Source organism: uncultured Piscinibacter sp. (assembly GCF_937952055.1).
In the GTDB taxonomy this organism is placed as follows: Bacteria; Pseudomonadota; Gammaproteobacteria; order Burkholderiales; family Burkholderiaceae_C; genus Piscinibacter.
Genome location: NZ_CALFYO010000008.1, coordinates 145,458 through 158,712, shown reverse-complemented (window position 1 = coordinate 158,712; position 13,255 = coordinate 145,458). Strand labels below are relative to the sequence as shown.

Sequence of the window (13,255 nt, the reverse complement as noted above, 5' to 3'; positions counted from 1 at the left end):
TGGTGGGTGCTGAGGGGTTCGAACCCCCGACCTACGCCTTGTAAGGGCGCCGCTCTACCAGCTGAGCTAAGCACCCGCGCTACGCGAGAAGCGACTCAGTTGACCGCGTCCTTGAGCGCCTTGCCCGGACGGAACTTCGGCACCTTGGCAGCCTTGATCTTGATCGTGGCGCCGGTGCGCGGATTGCGGCCGCTGCGTGCAGCACGCTTGCTGACGCTGAAGGTGCCGAAACCGACCAGCGAGACGCTGTTGTTCTTCTTCAGCGTCGACTTCACACCGCCGATCATGGCTTCCAGGGCGCGGGTGGCTGCGGCCTTGGAGATATCCGCCTGACGGGCGATGTGCTCGATCAATTCAGACTTGTTCACGGGTTATCCCCCTCTAAATGGTTTCTCGAACGGAATTCGGTGGGTGTCTCGGTGCGCGCCGACCCTGGGTACGCCCGGCGCGGGCCATTACAAGCTGTGCCCCCGAGGCTGTCAAGGGCGGAGCGGGATTCTATGCGCATTCATCGGCGTCGACGGCGCGGGGCGGGACACTGCTCACAACGTCATCGCCCATCGCGCACGACCAGTGCCACGCCGATCACCGTCAGCAGCATTCCCATCAGCATCAACGCCGTGAAGGCCTCGCCGAAAAGCAGCCAGGCCATCAGGGCGGTGCAGGGGGGCACCAGGTACAGCAGGCTCGTGACCTGCGTGGCGGCGCCGCGCTGAATGAGCAGGTAGAGCAAAGAGCTGCCTCCCAGCGTCAGTGCGAGCACCGACCAAGCCATCGCGATCGCGAGGTCCGATTGCCACTGCATCGACTCGGTTTCCAGCAAGGCCAGCGGTGCCGTGACGACGAAGGCCGCGAGCAACTGCACCGTGCTGGCAGCACGGACATCGGCGACGCGTACGAAGCGCTTCTGGTACAGCGTGCCGGCGGTGATGCTGAGCAGCGCGCCGACGGCGAGCGCCAGGTTCACGTTCGTCACTTCGCCGATGCCGAGCTTGCGCCACACCACCAGCGCGAGGCCGACGAGGCCGAACAGCAGCCCGAACCACTGTCGCGCCGTGACGCGGGACTGCGTCCCCGACGTCGCGCTGAGCCACAGGGCCGTGAGCACAGGTTGCAGACCGACGAGAAGCGCCACCGTGCCCGCGCCCATGCCCGACTTGACTGCCGACCAGACACCGCCGAGGTAGCCGGCATGCATCAGCACGCCCGATGCGGCGAGATGCGCCCACTGGGCGCGCGGTGGCAGGGGCACGCGGGCCAACGCGATCCACGCGGCGAAGCAGAGCACCGACAAGGCGTAGCGCACCGACAGGAAGCCCAGCGGCGGCGAATGGGGCATGGCCAGCCGCGCGACCACGAAGCCCGTGCTCCAGATGAGCACGAACACCCAGGGCATCGCCCGCAGCAGCGGGCGCTCGGCGAGCGCCACGGTCAGCGAGCCTTGGCGCGGATCTCCGGCAGCGCCTTCTGCAGGTAGTAGATCATCGACCAGATGGTCAGCACCGCAGAGATGAGGATCAGCAACGTGCCCCACCAGTGCGTGTCGATCAGGCCGAACAGCCGGCCATCGAAGAGCAGGAACGGGATGGCGACCATCTGCACCACCGTCTTCACCTTGCCCAGCATGTGCACTGCCACGCTGCGCGATGCGCCGATCTGCGCCATCCACTCCCGCAGCGCCGAGATGGCGATCTCGCGGCCGATGATCACCAGCGCCACGAGGGCGTGCAGGCGGTTCAGGTGCACCAGCACCAGCAACGCCGCGCAGACGAGGAACTTGTCGGCCACCGGGTCGAGGAAGGCCCCGAACGACGAGGTCATGTTCAGCTTGCGCGCAAGGAAGCCGTCAAGCCAATCGGTCAGCGCGAACACGACGAAGAGCACGGTGGCCAGCAGATTCTGCAGGCCGGGCTCCAGATTCAGATAGAAGACGCCGACGATCAGCGGGATCGCGACGATGCGTGCCCAGGTCAGCAGGGTCGGCAGGTTGAAGAACATCGGCCGATTGTGCCGAAGTTCTTCGCGGCGGCTGCTTCAGGCTCGCCGGAACGCCTACAACTGTCCTTCGGTCAGCGTGTCGAGTTGGAACCTGCCGCTCTTGTCGACCAGCCACGTGTCGGTGTACTTCACCGCGCCCAGCCGGTGGGGCGCGGGCAGTGGCGACGCCTTGCGGATCAACTCGCGCACCCTCGCCGTCACCTCCGGTGCGTGGCTCGGCGCGCGCAGCATGCGCACCTCGCGGACATTGCCCTTCGAATCGAGTTCGGTCTCGACCACCGCGATGGCGTACAGCATCGGTGGCAGCTTGCCCTTGTAGATGCTGTCCGGGTAGGCCGCGTAGATGGCACGCGCCGCATCCTGGCGATAGGCACGCTCGCTGGTGGCCTGGGACGCGTGGCGGTGGATCTGCGTCGGGGATGCAGGCGCAGGCATCGAAGGGGCGCGAGCCGCGGGCGCCGGGGCCGGCGTGCCCAGTGGCACCGGGCTGGTGCAGCCCGCCAGCCCCGCCAGCGCGGCGATCACCAGGCCGCTCTTCGCATCAATGCAACGCACGATAGATCTCCTCTGCAAGTTCCCTCGATATCCCATCCACGCTGGCGAGATCGTCCACGCTCGCCTGTCCCACCCCGCGCACGCCGCCGAAACGCTGCAGCAGTCGCGCTCGCTTGCGCGGACCGACGCCGGGAATCTCTTCGAGCCGGCTGCCGCCGGTGCGCACGCTGGCCCGCCGCGCGCGCATGCCGGTGATGGCAAAGCGGTGCGCCTCGTCGCGGATCTGTGCCACCAGCATCAGCGCGGCCGAGTCCCGGCCCAGGTAGACCTTGGGTCGCCCGTCGGCAAACACCAGTTCCTCCAGTCCGACCTTGCGGCCCTCGCCCTTCTCGACGCCGACGATCAGGCCGAGGTCGAGGCCGAGTTCCTCGAAGACTTCGCGCGCCATCGCCACCTGGCCGCGGCCACCGTCGACCAGCACCAGGTCAGGCAGCCGAGCCGTACCGCCGCCGACCGCCTCGGCCAGCTTGGCGTAGCGCCGCGTCAGCACCTGACGCATGGCGGCGTAGTCGTCGCCGCCGGTGATGCCTTCGATGTTGTAGCGGCGGTACTGCGCGTTCTGCATGCGATGGTTCTCGAACACCACGCACGATGCCTGTGTCGATTCGCCGGCGGTGTGGCTGATATCGAAACACTCGATGCGAAAGGTGTCGAGGTTTTCCACCGCCATGTCGAGCGCGTCGACCAGGGCGCGCGTGCGCGCCTGCTGCGAGCCCTCCTCGGCGAGCAGCTGCGCGAGCTTGATCTGGGCGCCCTGGATGCACATGTCCAGCCAGGCGCGGCGCGCTTCCCTCGGCTGGTGCTGTGCGGTGACGCGCACACCGCTGTGCCCCGACAGCGCCTCGATCAGCGACTTGTCGACCGCGTGGCTGAGGACGAGCAGCGGGGGGACGCCACCATCGAGGTAGTGCTGCGCGATGAAGGCCTCGAGCACCTGGACCTCCGGCGCCGCCTGCGCACCGCGCTCGCCGTCCTCGCCGGCCAGCACCGTGCCCTCCTCGACGTGCGCCGGGAAGTACGGCCGGTCACCGAGGTGACGGCCGCCGCGAACCATCGCCAGGTTGACGCAGGCCTTGCCGCCCTCGACGCGCACCGCGAGGATGTCCGCATCCTTGGTGGTGACGCCGCTGTTGTCCTCCACCGCCTGGCGGTGCAGCACGCGCGACAGCGCGCCGATCTGATCGCGGATCTCGGCGGCCTTCTCGAACTGCAGCGCGTCGGCATGGGCCATCATCTGCGCCTGCAGGGCATCGAGCGTCTCCTGCTCGCCGCCGAGCAGGAAGCGCTCGGCGTTGGCCACGTCGCGCGCGTAGTCGGCCGCGTCGATCATCTTCACGCAGGGGCCGGAGCAGCGCTTGATCTGGAAGAGCAGGCAGGGCCGTGTGCGGTTGGCGAAGACGGTGTCCTCGCAGGTGCGCAGGCGGAACACCTTCTGCAGCAGTTGGATCGACTCCTTCACCGCCCAGGCACTCGGGTAGGGGCCGAAGTAGCGATGCCGCTGGTCCACCGCGCCGCGGTAGTAAGCCAGGCGGGGGAAGGCCGCGGCGCCCTCGCCCTTCGCGCCGGCACGGCCGGTGATCTTCAGATAGGGGTAGCTCTTGTCGTCCCGGAACAGGATGTTGTAGCGCGGGACCAGCGTCTTGATCAGGTTGTTCTCGAGCAGCAGCGCTTCGGCCTCGGAGCGCACCACCGTGGTCTCCATGCGCACGATCTTGCCCACCATGTGGCCGATGCGCGTGCCGTCGTGGTTCTTCTGGAAGTAGCTCGAGACGCGCTTCTTCAGGTCTCGCGCCTTGCCGACGTAGAGCACCGCACCCTGTGCGTCGAAATAACGGTACACGCCGGGCAGGCTGGGCAGCGCGGCAACCTCTTCGAGCAGGCGCGCGTGCACCGCGTCGTCGCCTGCGGCGGCTGGCGGCGTGGTCGGCGTGCTCGTCCTGGGCTCCATCGGCGCGAATTATCGAGCCGTATGATCGATGCGCATGACCTGGGACCTGTTCTGCCGCGTCGTCGACAACCATGGCGATCTGGGCGTGTGCTGGCGTCTGGCCGCCGATCTCGCCAGCCGCGGCGAGCGGGTGCGGCTGTGGGTGGACGACGCCTCGGCGCTGGCCTGGATGGCGCCGAAGGGGGCGGCGGGCGTCGAGCTTCGCCCCTGGCCCGAGGCGGAACTGGAGGTCGAGCCGGGCGAGGTGGTGATCGAGGCCTTCGGTTGCGATCCGCCGGCATTCTTCGTGGCACGCATGGCCGCGCGCGCGACGCCGCCGCTGTGGATCAACCTCGAGTACCTCAGTGCCGAATGCTATGTCGAGCGCAGCCACCGGCTGCCGTCTCCACAGTCCTGCGGCCCCGGTGCCGGACTGGTGAAGTGGTTCTTCTATCCCGGCTTCACCGACCATACCGGGGGTCTGCTGCGCGAGCCGGGCCTGCTCGAGCGATGCCGGGCCTTCGATGCCGAGGCCTGGCTCGCCGGCCTCGGCGTGCAGCCGCACGCGGGCGAGCGGGTGGTCAGCCTCTTCTGCTACGCCAACCCGGCGCTGCCGCGACTTCTGGAGGCGCTGTCCGAGACGCCGACGCTGCTGCTCGCCACCCCCGGCCCCGCGGCGCAGCAGGTGCGCCACGTCCTTGGCGCCGCGATGGCGACCGGTGCGCTGCGTGCCGTCTCGCTGCCCTACCTGACCCAAGTCAATTACGACCACCTCCTGTGGGCCTGTGACCTGAACCTGGTGCGTGGCGAGGATTCGTTCGTGCGCGCGCAGTGGGCGGGCCTGCCTTTCGTCTGGCACGTCTATCCGCAGTCGGATGGTGCACATGTGGTCAAGCTGCAGGCCTTTCTCGAGCGTCATCTTGCCGGGGCCTCGGGAGACTGGGTCGATGCCTGCCGATCGCTCTGGCGGGCGTGGAACGGCGTGGGCGACGGCCTTCGTCTGCCGCCGCTGTCGCCCTGGGGTGCGCATTGCCGCGCCTGGCGCGATGGCCTCGCGGCGCAGCCCGACCTGACCAGCCAGCTGCAGAGCTTCGTCCTGGAAAGGCGCTAGAATCGCGAGCTTTGCGCCAAGCGGGGAACCACTGCCTGCGCGCCTCAGAACCGCCCGCCCCGGGGACCAGGAAGACACCGTGGTCGCGAGGCAACTGCAACACCGGAACTCACCATGAAGATCGCACAGGAAATCCGCGCCGGCAACGTCATCATGCAGGGCAAGGACCCGATGGTCGTGCTCAAGACCGAATACAGCCGCGGCGGCCGCAATGCCGCCACGGTGCGCATGAAGCTGAAGAACCTGCTGAACAGCTCGGGCACGGAGGTCGTCTTCAAGGCCGACGACAAGATGGACCAGATCGTGCTCGACAAGAAGGAGTGCACCTACTCCTACTTCGCCGATCCGATGTACGTCTTCATGGACAGCGACTACAACCAGTTCGAGGTCGAAGCCGAGAACATGGGCGACGCGATCAACTACCTCGAGGACGGCATGGCCGTCGAGGTGGTGTTCTACGACGGCAAGGCGATCTCGGTCGAACTGCCGACCACCGTGGTGCGCGAAGTCACCACGGAGCCGGCCGTCAAGGGCGACACGTCGGGCAAGGTGATGAAGCCGGCAAAGATCGCCACCGGCTTCGAGATCTCGGTGCCGCTGTTCGTCGAGAACGGCGACAAGATCGAGATCGACACGCGCACGCACGAGTACCGCAAGCGGGTGTGACGCCAGCGGGCGCGAGGTGAAGCGGGCGCCTGCGGGCGCCCTTTTCGTTTCTTTCGGCATCATCGGCACATGCCATTCGACTTTGCTGCGGTCACCGCCCCGTTCCGCATGCAGCCGGGTCTGCGCGCACTGACGCCGGGAGCCTCGCAGCTGACGCCGAGCCGCCCGGGCGACCGTGCGCTCGGCGAGAAGCTCGTCGTGCTGCGAGACCATGCTGCGCAAGCGCTGGTGGTCGCGCCCGGCTTCGATGCGGAGCCGGCGCTGCGCCGCTTGAGCGAACACGCGGCGGCCGAGCATCCGCAGGCCTGGTGCTGGGACGGCCAGGATCGCCTGGACGCGCCGCTGCTCGGCTGGTCGCTGCGGGGCGACACGGTGGTGGGCGATGGCCCCGCAGCCATCGGCCGCTGCCTGTCCGCCCTCCCCGCGCCGTGGCGGCGGGCCGCCCTGCTCTGCCTCGCCTTCGCCGAGGACTTCGCGGTCGTCGACGGCGCCACGGCGCGCATCCCCTGGCTGGCGGTTTGCCTGCCCTCGCACTGGTCGCCCGAGGACAAGGTGGGCCGGCACTTCGCCGAGGTCCACGCTCCGGTGGCCGACAACCGACTGCTGCTCAGCGCGAGCGAGCACCTCACGCGACTGGTAACCGGCAACCAGCGCTGGGAACGCTTCGTCTGGACGATCACCCCCGAGCCGCGCCTGGACATGCATCCACAGCGCGTGGGCGCGCCGCGCTGGCCGGCCGACGCCGATGCCGAGTCGCTGGTGGCAGGGGCGAGCTTCCGCACCGAGCGGCAGACCTTCATTCCACTGCCCGAACGGCGCCAGGCGATCTTCACCATCCACGTCGAGAGCCGTCCCCTGGACGAAGCGATCCGTGCGCCGGGGCAGGCGGCCGCCGTGCACGACGCGCTGGCGAGCATGAGCGAGGCGGTGCTCGCCTACCGCGGTCTGGGCAGCGCGCGCGATCGGCTGCTGGCCTGGCTGGCGGCGCGCACGGCATGAAGACCGCCCCCATCGTCCCGGCACGCATCGAACCTTCGTCCGAGGGGCTGCCCTTCGCGGCGAACTTCGACGATGTCTACCACCCGCGTGCCGGCGCGCTGGAACAGGCCCGCCACGTCTTCCTGGCCGGCAACGGCCTGCCCGGCCGCTGGGCCGGCCGCGATCGCTTCGTGATCGCCGAGACCGGCTTCGGCCTGGGCAACAACTTCCTCGCCGCCTGGGCCGCCTGGCGCTCCGATACGCAGCGCTGCAGGCGTCTCGACTTCCTCTCGGTCGAACTGCACCCGCCCACCCGCGAGGACCTTGCCGACTGGCCGCGCGAAGGCGAGCTTGCCGGCCTGTGCGCGGAACTCGTCGGGCAATGGCCGCCGCTCGCGCACAACCTGCATCACCTGAGCTTCGATGCAGGACGCGTGAACCTCTACCTCGCCTTCGGCGACGCCGCCGCCTGGCTGCCCGAATGGGTGGCCGCGGTGGACGCGTTCTTCCTCGACGGCTTCGCGCCGGACCGCAATCCGCGCATGTGGGAGGCGCGGCTGTTCAAGTCGCTGTCGCGGCTGGCTGCGCCACAGGCGACTGCGGCCACCTGGTCGGCCGCACGCAGCGTGCGCGACGGCCTGCACCGCGCCGGCTTCGCGGTGCAGAAGGCGCCCGGCCGGGGCGGCAAGCGCGAGATCACCGTGGCGCGCTTCGAGCCGCCGACAACGCGCCGCAGTGCCCCACCCGGGCGGCCGCGTGCCCGCGACGTCGAGCGCCATGCGCTGATCGTCGGCGGTGGACTGGCCGGTTGCGCTGCGGCCTGGGCACTGGCCGAACAGGGCTGGCGCAGCATGGTCGTCGATCGTCATGCCGGACCGGCCGGTGAAGGCTCGGGCAACCCGGGCGGCTTGTTCCACGGCGTGGTGACGCCCGACGATGGCCTGCATGCGCGCTGGCACCGCGCGGCCGCGCTGGCCTTCGAGCGCGTGGCGCGCGAAGCCGTGGCACAGGGTGTGCCGGGGCAGGTGCAGGGCCTGCTGCGCATGGCGGACGAGACGGCCGACCTGCCCGCCATGCGGGCCATGCTGCAGCGACTGGGTCTGCCGAGCGACTATGTCGATGCGGTCGATGCCGCCACGGCCTCGCGGATCGCGGGCCTCGGCCTGGCGCAGCCGGCCTGGTTCTATCCCGGTGGTGGCTGGATCGCGCCAGTGGCACTGGCGGCCTGGTACCTGCGCCGCGCGGCCGACCTCGCCACGTGGTGCGGCAACACGCCGGTGGCCGAGCTGCGGCAGCATGGCGACGCGTGGCAACTGCTCGACGCGGAGGGCCGCGTGCTGCACCGTGCGCGCAGCGTGGTGCTGGCCAACGCGGGCGACGCCTTGCGGCTGCTCGGCGCCGAAGACTGGCCCGTCGAGCCAGTGCGTGGACAGGTCTCGCTCGCGCCGGCGCAGCATGTGGCGCTGCCGCGGGTGCCGCTGGCCGGGGCGGGCTATGTGCTGCCGGCGGTCGGCGGCGCGGCGGTGTTCGGCGCGACCTCGCAGCGAGGTGACGGTGACGCCTCGGTACGCAGCGACGACCACCGCGTCAACCTCGGGCGGCTCGCGCGGCTCACCAGTGTGGCGGCGACCATCGAGGCCGACGCGCTGCAGGGCCGCACCGGCTGGCGCTGGACGTCCGCCGATCGCCTGCCGATCGTCGGCGGGGTGCCCGACGGTGCGCGGCGCGCGGTCGGCTCCGCCGACCAGCCGCGCTTCATTCCGAGACATGAGGGTCTGTTCGTTTTCACCGCGCTCGGCTCGCGCGGCATCGGCATGTCGGCGCTGGGAGCGCGGCTGCTAGCCGCCTGGGTGACTGGCTCGCCGTCGCCCGTGGAGGCGAGCCTGATGGATGCCGTCGATCCCGCGCGCTTCGCGGCGCGGGCGCGGCGCCAGGCGCTCAGCCCTGGTCGGGAGCCGGCGCAGCGGGCGTGACGTCCTCGCTGCTGGCAGCGTCGGCCTCGCCCTCGCCGGGTTGCCCGCTGCCGGTCTTGCGCTCTGCCTTCTCGCGGGCTTTCTCTTCCTTCTTCTTCTTCTTGGCCAGCTCGCGCTGGCGCTTCTCGTACGAATAATTCGGTTTCGCCATGCGACGTCCTTCCGGGATGCGAAGGGCGCCCGGGGGCGCCACAGTCGCGAGGTTACGCGTTTTTCGGCGCCACGCGCCGTGCCGCGCTCAGAAACTCAGCGTCTTCACGCCCTGTGCCGTTCCCAGCAGGCAGACGCTGGCCCGATGACGCGCAAAGATGCCCACCGTGACCACGCCGGGCCACTGGTTCACCTCCTGTTCCATGGCGAGCGGGTCGGTGATGGAAAGGCCCCTCACGTCGACGATGCAGCCGCCGTTGTCGGTGATCACACCTTCCCGCAGCACGGCCTCGCCGCCCAGCGCCGCGAAGCGGCGGGCCACCTGCGACGTAGCCATCGGAATCACCTCGACGGGCAGCGGATAGCGGCCCAGCATCTTCACGAGCTTCGATTCGTCGGCAATGCAGACGAAGCCCTCGGCGAGGTCGGCGACGATCTTCTCCCGCGTCAGGGCCGCGCCGCCGCCCTTGATCATGTGGCCGCCGTGGTCGATCTCGTCGGCGCCGTCGATGTAGACCGGGATGCGATCGACGCTGTTGCTGTCGAGCACGGTGATGCCGTGGGACTGCAGGCGCTGCGTGCTCTTCTCGCTGCTCGACACCGCGCCGGCGATGCGATCCTTCATGGCGGCCAGCGCGTCGATGAAACAGTTCACCGTCGAGCCGGTGCCCACGCCGACGATGCTGCCGGGTTGCACGTAGGCCAAGGCGGCCTGGCCGACGAGAGCCTTGAGTTCGTCCTGGGTCATGGGGGATGAGGCCGGTGCGAGGCGGTTTGCGACAATCCGGCGATTATCCAAGACGCACCGCATGGCCCTCGTTCCCTACGCCCTCGCCCGCCCCTTCCTGTTCGGCCTGGACCCGGAGGCCGCGCACGACCTGACCCTGGCCGCGCTGGCGCGCATCCAGCACACGCCACTGCTGTGCGGCATCGCGCAGCCGCGCGTCGACGATCCGGTCAGCGTCGCGGGGCTGCGCTTTCCCAACCGCGTCGGCCTGGCCGCCGGCCTGGACAAGAACGGCCGCTGCATCGACGGCCTCGCGGCGATGGGCTTCGGATTCATCGAAGTGGGCACGGTCACGCCGAAGGCGCAACCGGGCAATCCCAGGCCGCGCATGTTCCGCCTGCCCGAGGCGAAGGCGCTGATCAACCGGCTCGGCTTCAACAATGACGGCCTCGAGGCCTTCCTCGCCAACGTCAAGCGCGCGGGCTTCCGCGCCAAGGGCGGCATCCTGGGCCTGAACATCGGCAAGAACGCCGCCACGCCGATCGAACGCGCGGTGGACGACTACCTGATCGGCCTGGACGGCGTCTACCCGCATGCCGATTACGTGACGGTGAACATCTCCAGCCCGAACACGAAGAACCTGCGCGCACTGCAGAGCGACGAGGCGCTCGATGCACTGCTCTTGGCCGTTCAGGAGCGCAAGGCGGCGCTGCAGCGCGCGCATGGCCGCCGCGTGCCGGTGTTCGTGAAGATCGCGCCGGACCTCGACGAAGCGCAGGTGAAGGTGATCGCGGCAACGCTGAAGAAGAACGGCATCGACGGCGTGATTGCCACCAACACCACGATCGCGCGCGACGCGGTCAGGCACCTGCGGCACGGCGAGGAAGCCGGTGGCCTGTCCGGCGCGCCGGTGTTCGAGGCGAGCAATCGCGTGATCCGGCTGCTGCGCGCCCAGCTGGGCAGCGCCTATCCGATCATCGGCGTGGGCGGCGTGATGAGCGGTGCCGACGCCGTCGCCAAGCGCGAAGCCGGGGCAGACCTCGTGCAGATCTACACCGGCTTCATCTACCGGGGCCCGCCCCTGGTCACCGAGGCAGCGCGGGCCCTCCAGCACATGCGCTGAAGTGCCTACTGCAGCGGCACGCCCGTCTTCGACTGCACCTCCTCGCGCGTCACGCCCGGCGCGAGCTCGACGAGCTTCAGCCCGTGCGGCGTCACGTCGAGCACGCACAGGTCGGTGATGATGCGATCGACCACGCCGACACCGGTCAGCGGCAGCGTGCAGTGCGGCAGGATCTTCAGGTCGACGGTGCCATCCTTCTTCTTCGCCACGTGCTCCATCAGCACGACGACGCTCTTCACCCCGCCAACCAGGTCCATGGCGCCACCCATGCCCTTGACCATCTTGCCGGGGATCATCCAGTTCGCCAGGTCGCCCTTCTCGCTGACCTGCATCGCGCCGAGGATGGACAGGTTGATCTTGCCGCCGCGGATCATCGCGAAGCTGTCGTGCGAGCCGAAGATGCTGCTGCCCGGAATCGTCGTCACCGTCTGCTTGCCAGCGTTGATCAGGTCGGCGTCGACCTCGTCCTCGGTCGGAAACGGGCCGATGCCGAGCATGCCGTTCTCGCTCTGCAGCCAGACTTCGATGTTCGGGTCGACGAAGTTGGCCACCAGCGTGGGCAGGCCGATGCCGAGGTTCACGTAGAAGCCGTCGGCGAGTTCCTTGGCCGCACGGGCAGCCATCTGGTCGTGGGTCCAGGCCATGGTCAGATTCCTTCCTTCGCGGGCACGCGCTCGGTGATGGTGCGCTTCTCGATGCGCTTCTCCGGCGTGGCGTTGAGCACCAGGCGGTGCACGTAGATGCCGGGCAGGTGCACGGCGTCCGGGTCGAAGGTGCCGGTCTCGACGATCTGCTCGACCTCGACCACCGTGACGCGGCCGGCCATCGCCACCGCCGGATTGAAGTTGCGCGCGGTGCGGCGGAAGATCAGGTTGCCGCTCTTGTCCGCCTTCCAGGCCTTGACCAGCGACACGTCGGGCAGCAGCGCGCGCTCCATCACGTAGGTGTGGCCGTCGAACTCGCGTGTCTCCTTGCCCTCGGCGACCATGGTGCCGACGCCGGTGCGCGTGAAGAACGCCGGGATGCCGGCGCCGCCGGCGCGAAGCTTCTCGGCCAGCGTGCCCTGCGGCGTGAACTCCAGCTCCAGTTCACCGGCCAGGTACTGGCGCTCGAACTCCTTGTTCTCGCCCACGTAGCTGGAGATCATCTTCTTGATCTGGCGCGTCTCAAGCAGCTGCCCGAGGCCGAAGCCGTCGACGCCGGCATTGTTCGAGATGACCGTCAGGTTCTTCACCTTCGAGTCGCGCAGCGCGGCGATCAGTGCCTCGGGAATGCCGCACAGGCCGAAGCCGCCCACGGCGAGCAACTGCCCGTCGTGCACGATGCCTTCGAGCGCCTTGGCCGCGCTCGGGTAGACCTTGTTCATCGAAACGTCTCCTGGGAGGAAATCCAGCCGCGCAGCGTACTACGTATGCCATTACGTAGGGGTTACGTAGAATTCAGTAAGGATCTTCCTGCGCGAGCAGGTTCCCCTCATGACCGACATCCCGGCGCTCGACTACCGCACCGCCTTCGACCTCGCCCCGGTCGGCATGGTGCTGTCACGGCATCGCCTCATGGTCGACTGCAACCAGCAGGTGCTGGCGATGTTCGGCGCCGAGCGCGAGCAGCTCGTCGGCCAGAGCTTCGAGATGCTCTATCCCACCCACGACGAATTCGAGCGCACCGGCGCGCGCATCGCCGCCAGCCTGGACCGACAGGGCTGGTACAGCGACGAGCGGGTGATGAAGCGCGTCGACGGCGCGCAGCGCGGCGAGCTGTTCTGGTGCCATGTGTCGGGCCGCGCACTCGACCCGGCGCAGCCGCACGCGGCGGGCATCTGGGTGTTCGAGGACCTGTCCGCGCGGCGCCGCATCGCCGTGGACCTGACGCCGCGCGAACGCGAGATCGCCGCACTGCTGATCGAAGGTCTCACCAGCAAGCTGATCGGCAAGCGACTGGACATCAGCCCGCGCACGGTGGACGTCTACCGCGCCCGGCTGATGAAGAAGCACAGGGCGGCGACGACGCCGGAGCTGGTGCAGAAGCTCCTGCGCGCCTGAGCTCC

General features: G+C 69.1%; 15 protein-coding genes and 1 tRNA gene. 6 read left to right on the top strand and 10 right to left on the bottom strand.

The window, feature by feature from the left end:
* The 6 genes from Q0599_RS02445 to uvrC form a co-directional block, all read right to left on the bottom strand.
* Positions 1–76, bottom strand: a tRNA-Val gene (locus tag Q0599_RS02445).
* A gap of 19 nt (positions 77–95) precedes the next feature.
* Complete coding sequence (locus Q0599_RS02440; protein WP_298825110.1) at positions 96–368, bottom strand: HU family DNA-binding protein; 273 nt, start codon at positions 366–368, stop codon at positions 96–98.
* Positions 369–550: 182 nt separating this feature from the next.
* The gene (locus Q0599_RS02435) at positions 551–1,396 is read right to left on the bottom strand and encodes a DMT family transporter (protein WP_298825132.1); all 846 of its coding nucleotides are present in this window, start codon (positions 1,394–1,396) and stop codon (positions 551–553) included.
* A 35-nt stretch (positions 1,397–1,431) separates the two neighbouring features.
* Positions 1,432–1,998 carry a CDP-diacylglycerol--glycerol-3-phosphate 3-phosphatidyltransferase gene (gene pgsA, locus Q0599_RS02430; protein WP_298825108.1) on the bottom strand — a complete coding sequence of 189 codons (567 nt, stop codon included), beginning with the start codon at positions 1,996–1,998 and terminating at the stop codon, positions 1,432–1,434.
* 54 nt (positions 1,999–2,052) lie between these two features.
* Complete coding sequence (locus Q0599_RS02425; RefSeq protein WP_298825106.1) at positions 2,053–2,553, bottom strand: hypothetical protein; 501 nt, start codon at positions 2,551–2,553, stop codon at positions 2,053–2,055.
* On the bottom strand, positions 2,540–4,501 hold the full coding sequence (uvrC, locus tag Q0599_RS02420; protein ID WP_298825103.1) for an excinuclease ABC subunit UvrC: 1,962 nt from the start codon (positions 4,499–4,501) through the stop codon (positions 2,540–2,542). Before uvrC ends, Q0599_RS02425 begins: the two co-directional genes overlap by 14 nt.
* Positions 4,502–4,529: 28 nt before the next feature.
* On the opposite strand from uvrC, the gene earP reads away from it, so the two are divergent.
* From earP to mnmC, 4 genes are all read left to right on the top strand, one after another.
* Positions 4,530–5,591 (top strand): elongation factor P maturation arginine rhamnosyltransferase EarP, encoded by a 1,062-nt coding sequence (gene earP / locus Q0599_RS02415; RefSeq protein ID WP_298825101.1) that lies wholly within the window; start codon positions 4,530–4,532, stop codon positions 5,589–5,591.
* Positions 5,592–5,705: 114 nt separating this feature from the next.
* The gene (gene efp / locus Q0599_RS02410) at positions 5,706–6,257 is read left to right on the top strand and encodes an elongation factor P (RefSeq protein WP_298825098.1); all 552 of its coding nucleotides are present in this window, start codon (positions 5,706–5,708) and stop codon (positions 6,255–6,257) included.
* Positions 6,258–6,326: 69 nt separating this feature from the next.
* The gene (locus Q0599_RS02405) at positions 6,327–7,256 is read left to right on the top strand and encodes a heme-dependent oxidative N-demethylase subunit alpha family protein (RefSeq protein ID WP_298825095.1); all 930 of its coding nucleotides are present in this window, start codon (positions 6,327–6,329) and stop codon (positions 7,254–7,256) included.
* Complete coding sequence (gene mnmC, locus Q0599_RS02400; protein WP_298825093.1) at positions 7,253–9,208, top strand: bifunctional tRNA (5-methylaminomethyl-2-thiouridine)(34)-methyltransferase MnmD/FAD-dependent 5-carboxymethylaminomethyl-2-thiouridine(34) oxidoreductase MnmC; 1,956 nt, start codon at positions 7,253–7,255, stop codon at positions 9,206–9,208. The genes Q0599_RS02405 and mnmC overlap by 4 nt, the downstream gene beginning before the upstream one ends.
* On the opposite strand, the gene Q0599_RS02395 is transcribed toward mnmC, so the two are convergent.
* A complete protein-coding gene (locus Q0599_RS02395; protein WP_298825091.1) occupies positions 9,174–9,359 on the bottom strand; it encodes a hypothetical protein in 186 nt (61 codons plus the stop codon). The genes mnmC and Q0599_RS02395 overlap by 35 nt on opposite strands.
* 87 nt (positions 9,360–9,446) lie before the next feature.
* On the bottom strand, positions 9,447–10,106 hold the full coding sequence (gene rpiA / locus Q0599_RS02390) for a ribose-5-phosphate isomerase RpiA (RefSeq protein WP_298825089.1): 660 nt from the start codon (positions 10,104–10,106) through the stop codon (positions 9,447–9,449).
* A 61-nt stretch (positions 10,107–10,167) separates the two neighbouring features.
* Here rpiA and Q0599_RS02385 point away from each other — a divergent pair, with 61 nt between their 5' ends.
* Positions 10,168–11,208, top strand: coding sequence for a quinone-dependent dihydroorotate dehydrogenase (locus tag Q0599_RS02385; protein WP_298825086.1), 1,041 nt, complete (start codon positions 10,168–10,170; stop codon positions 11,206–11,208).
* Positions 11,209–11,213: 5 nt separating this feature from the next.
* Here the strand turns inward: Q0599_RS02385 and Q0599_RS02380 are convergent, their stop codons facing one another.
* Positions 11,214–11,852 (bottom strand): 3-oxoacid CoA-transferase subunit B, encoded by a 639-nt coding sequence (locus Q0599_RS02380; protein WP_298825083.1) that lies wholly within the window; start codon positions 11,850–11,852, stop codon positions 11,214–11,216.
* Positions 11,853–11,854: 2 nt separating this feature from the next.
* Entirely contained in the window at positions 11,855–12,574 is a 720-nt protein-coding gene (locus Q0599_RS02375; RefSeq protein WP_298825080.1) for a CoA transferase subunit A, read from the bottom strand.
* A gap of 109 nt (positions 12,575–12,683) precedes the next feature.
* On the opposite strand from Q0599_RS02375, the gene Q0599_RS02370 reads away from it, so the two are divergent.
* Entirely contained in the window at positions 12,684–13,250 is a 567-nt protein-coding gene (locus Q0599_RS02370) for a LuxR C-terminal-related transcriptional regulator (protein WP_298825078.1), read from the top strand.
* Positions 13,251–13,255 lie beyond the last annotated feature (5 nt).

Excerpts from the sequence above, each read along its gene's own strand:
- Q0599_RS02435 (WP_298825132.1), bottom strand. The coding sequence starts at position 1,396 with ATGCCCTGGGTGTTCGTGCTCATCTGGAGCACGGGCTTCGTGGTCGCG.
- pgsA (WP_298825108.1), bottom strand. The coding sequence starts at position 1,998 with ATGTTCTTCAACCTGCCGACCCTGCTGACCTGGGCACGCATCGTCGCG.
- uvrC (WP_298825103.1), bottom strand. The coding sequence starts at position 4,501 with ATGGAGCCCAGGACGAGCACGCCGACCACGCCGCCAGCCGCCGCAGGC.
- earP (WP_298825101.1), top strand. The coding sequence starts at position 4,530 with ATGCGCATGACCTGGGACCTGTTCTGCCGCGTCGTCGACAACCATGGC.
- efp (WP_298825098.1), top strand. The coding sequence starts at position 5,706 with ATGAAGATCGCACAGGAAATCCGCGCCGGCAACGTCATCATGCAGGGC.
- Q0599_RS02405 (WP_298825095.1), top strand. The coding sequence starts at position 6,327 with ATGCCATTCGACTTTGCTGCGGTCACCGCCCCGTTCCGCATGCAGCCG.
- mnmC (WP_298825093.1), top strand. The coding sequence starts at position 7,253 with ATGAAGACCGCCCCCATCGTCCCGGCACGCATCGAACCTTCGTCCGAG.
- Q0599_RS02395 (WP_298825091.1), bottom strand. The coding sequence starts at position 9,359 with ATGGCGAAACCGAATTATTCGTACGAGAAGCGCCAGCGCGAGCTGGCC.
- rpiA (WP_298825089.1), bottom strand. The coding sequence starts at position 10,106 with ATGACCCAGGACGAACTCAAGGCTCTCGTCGGCCAGGCCGCCTTGGCC.
- Q0599_RS02385 (WP_298825086.1), top strand. The coding sequence starts at position 10,168 with ATGGCCCTCGTTCCCTACGCCCTCGCCCGCCCCTTCCTGTTCGGCCTG.
- Q0599_RS02380 (WP_298825083.1), bottom strand. The coding sequence starts at position 11,852 with ATGGCCTGGACCCACGACCAGATGGCTGCCCGTGCGGCCAAGGAACTC.
- Q0599_RS02375 (WP_298825080.1), bottom strand. The coding sequence starts at position 12,574 with ATGAACAAGGTCTACCCGAGCGCGGCCAAGGCGCTCGAAGGCATCGTG.
- Q0599_RS02370 (WP_298825078.1), top strand. The coding sequence starts at position 12,684 with ATGACCGACATCCCGGCGCTCGACTACCGCACCGCCTTCGACCTCGCC.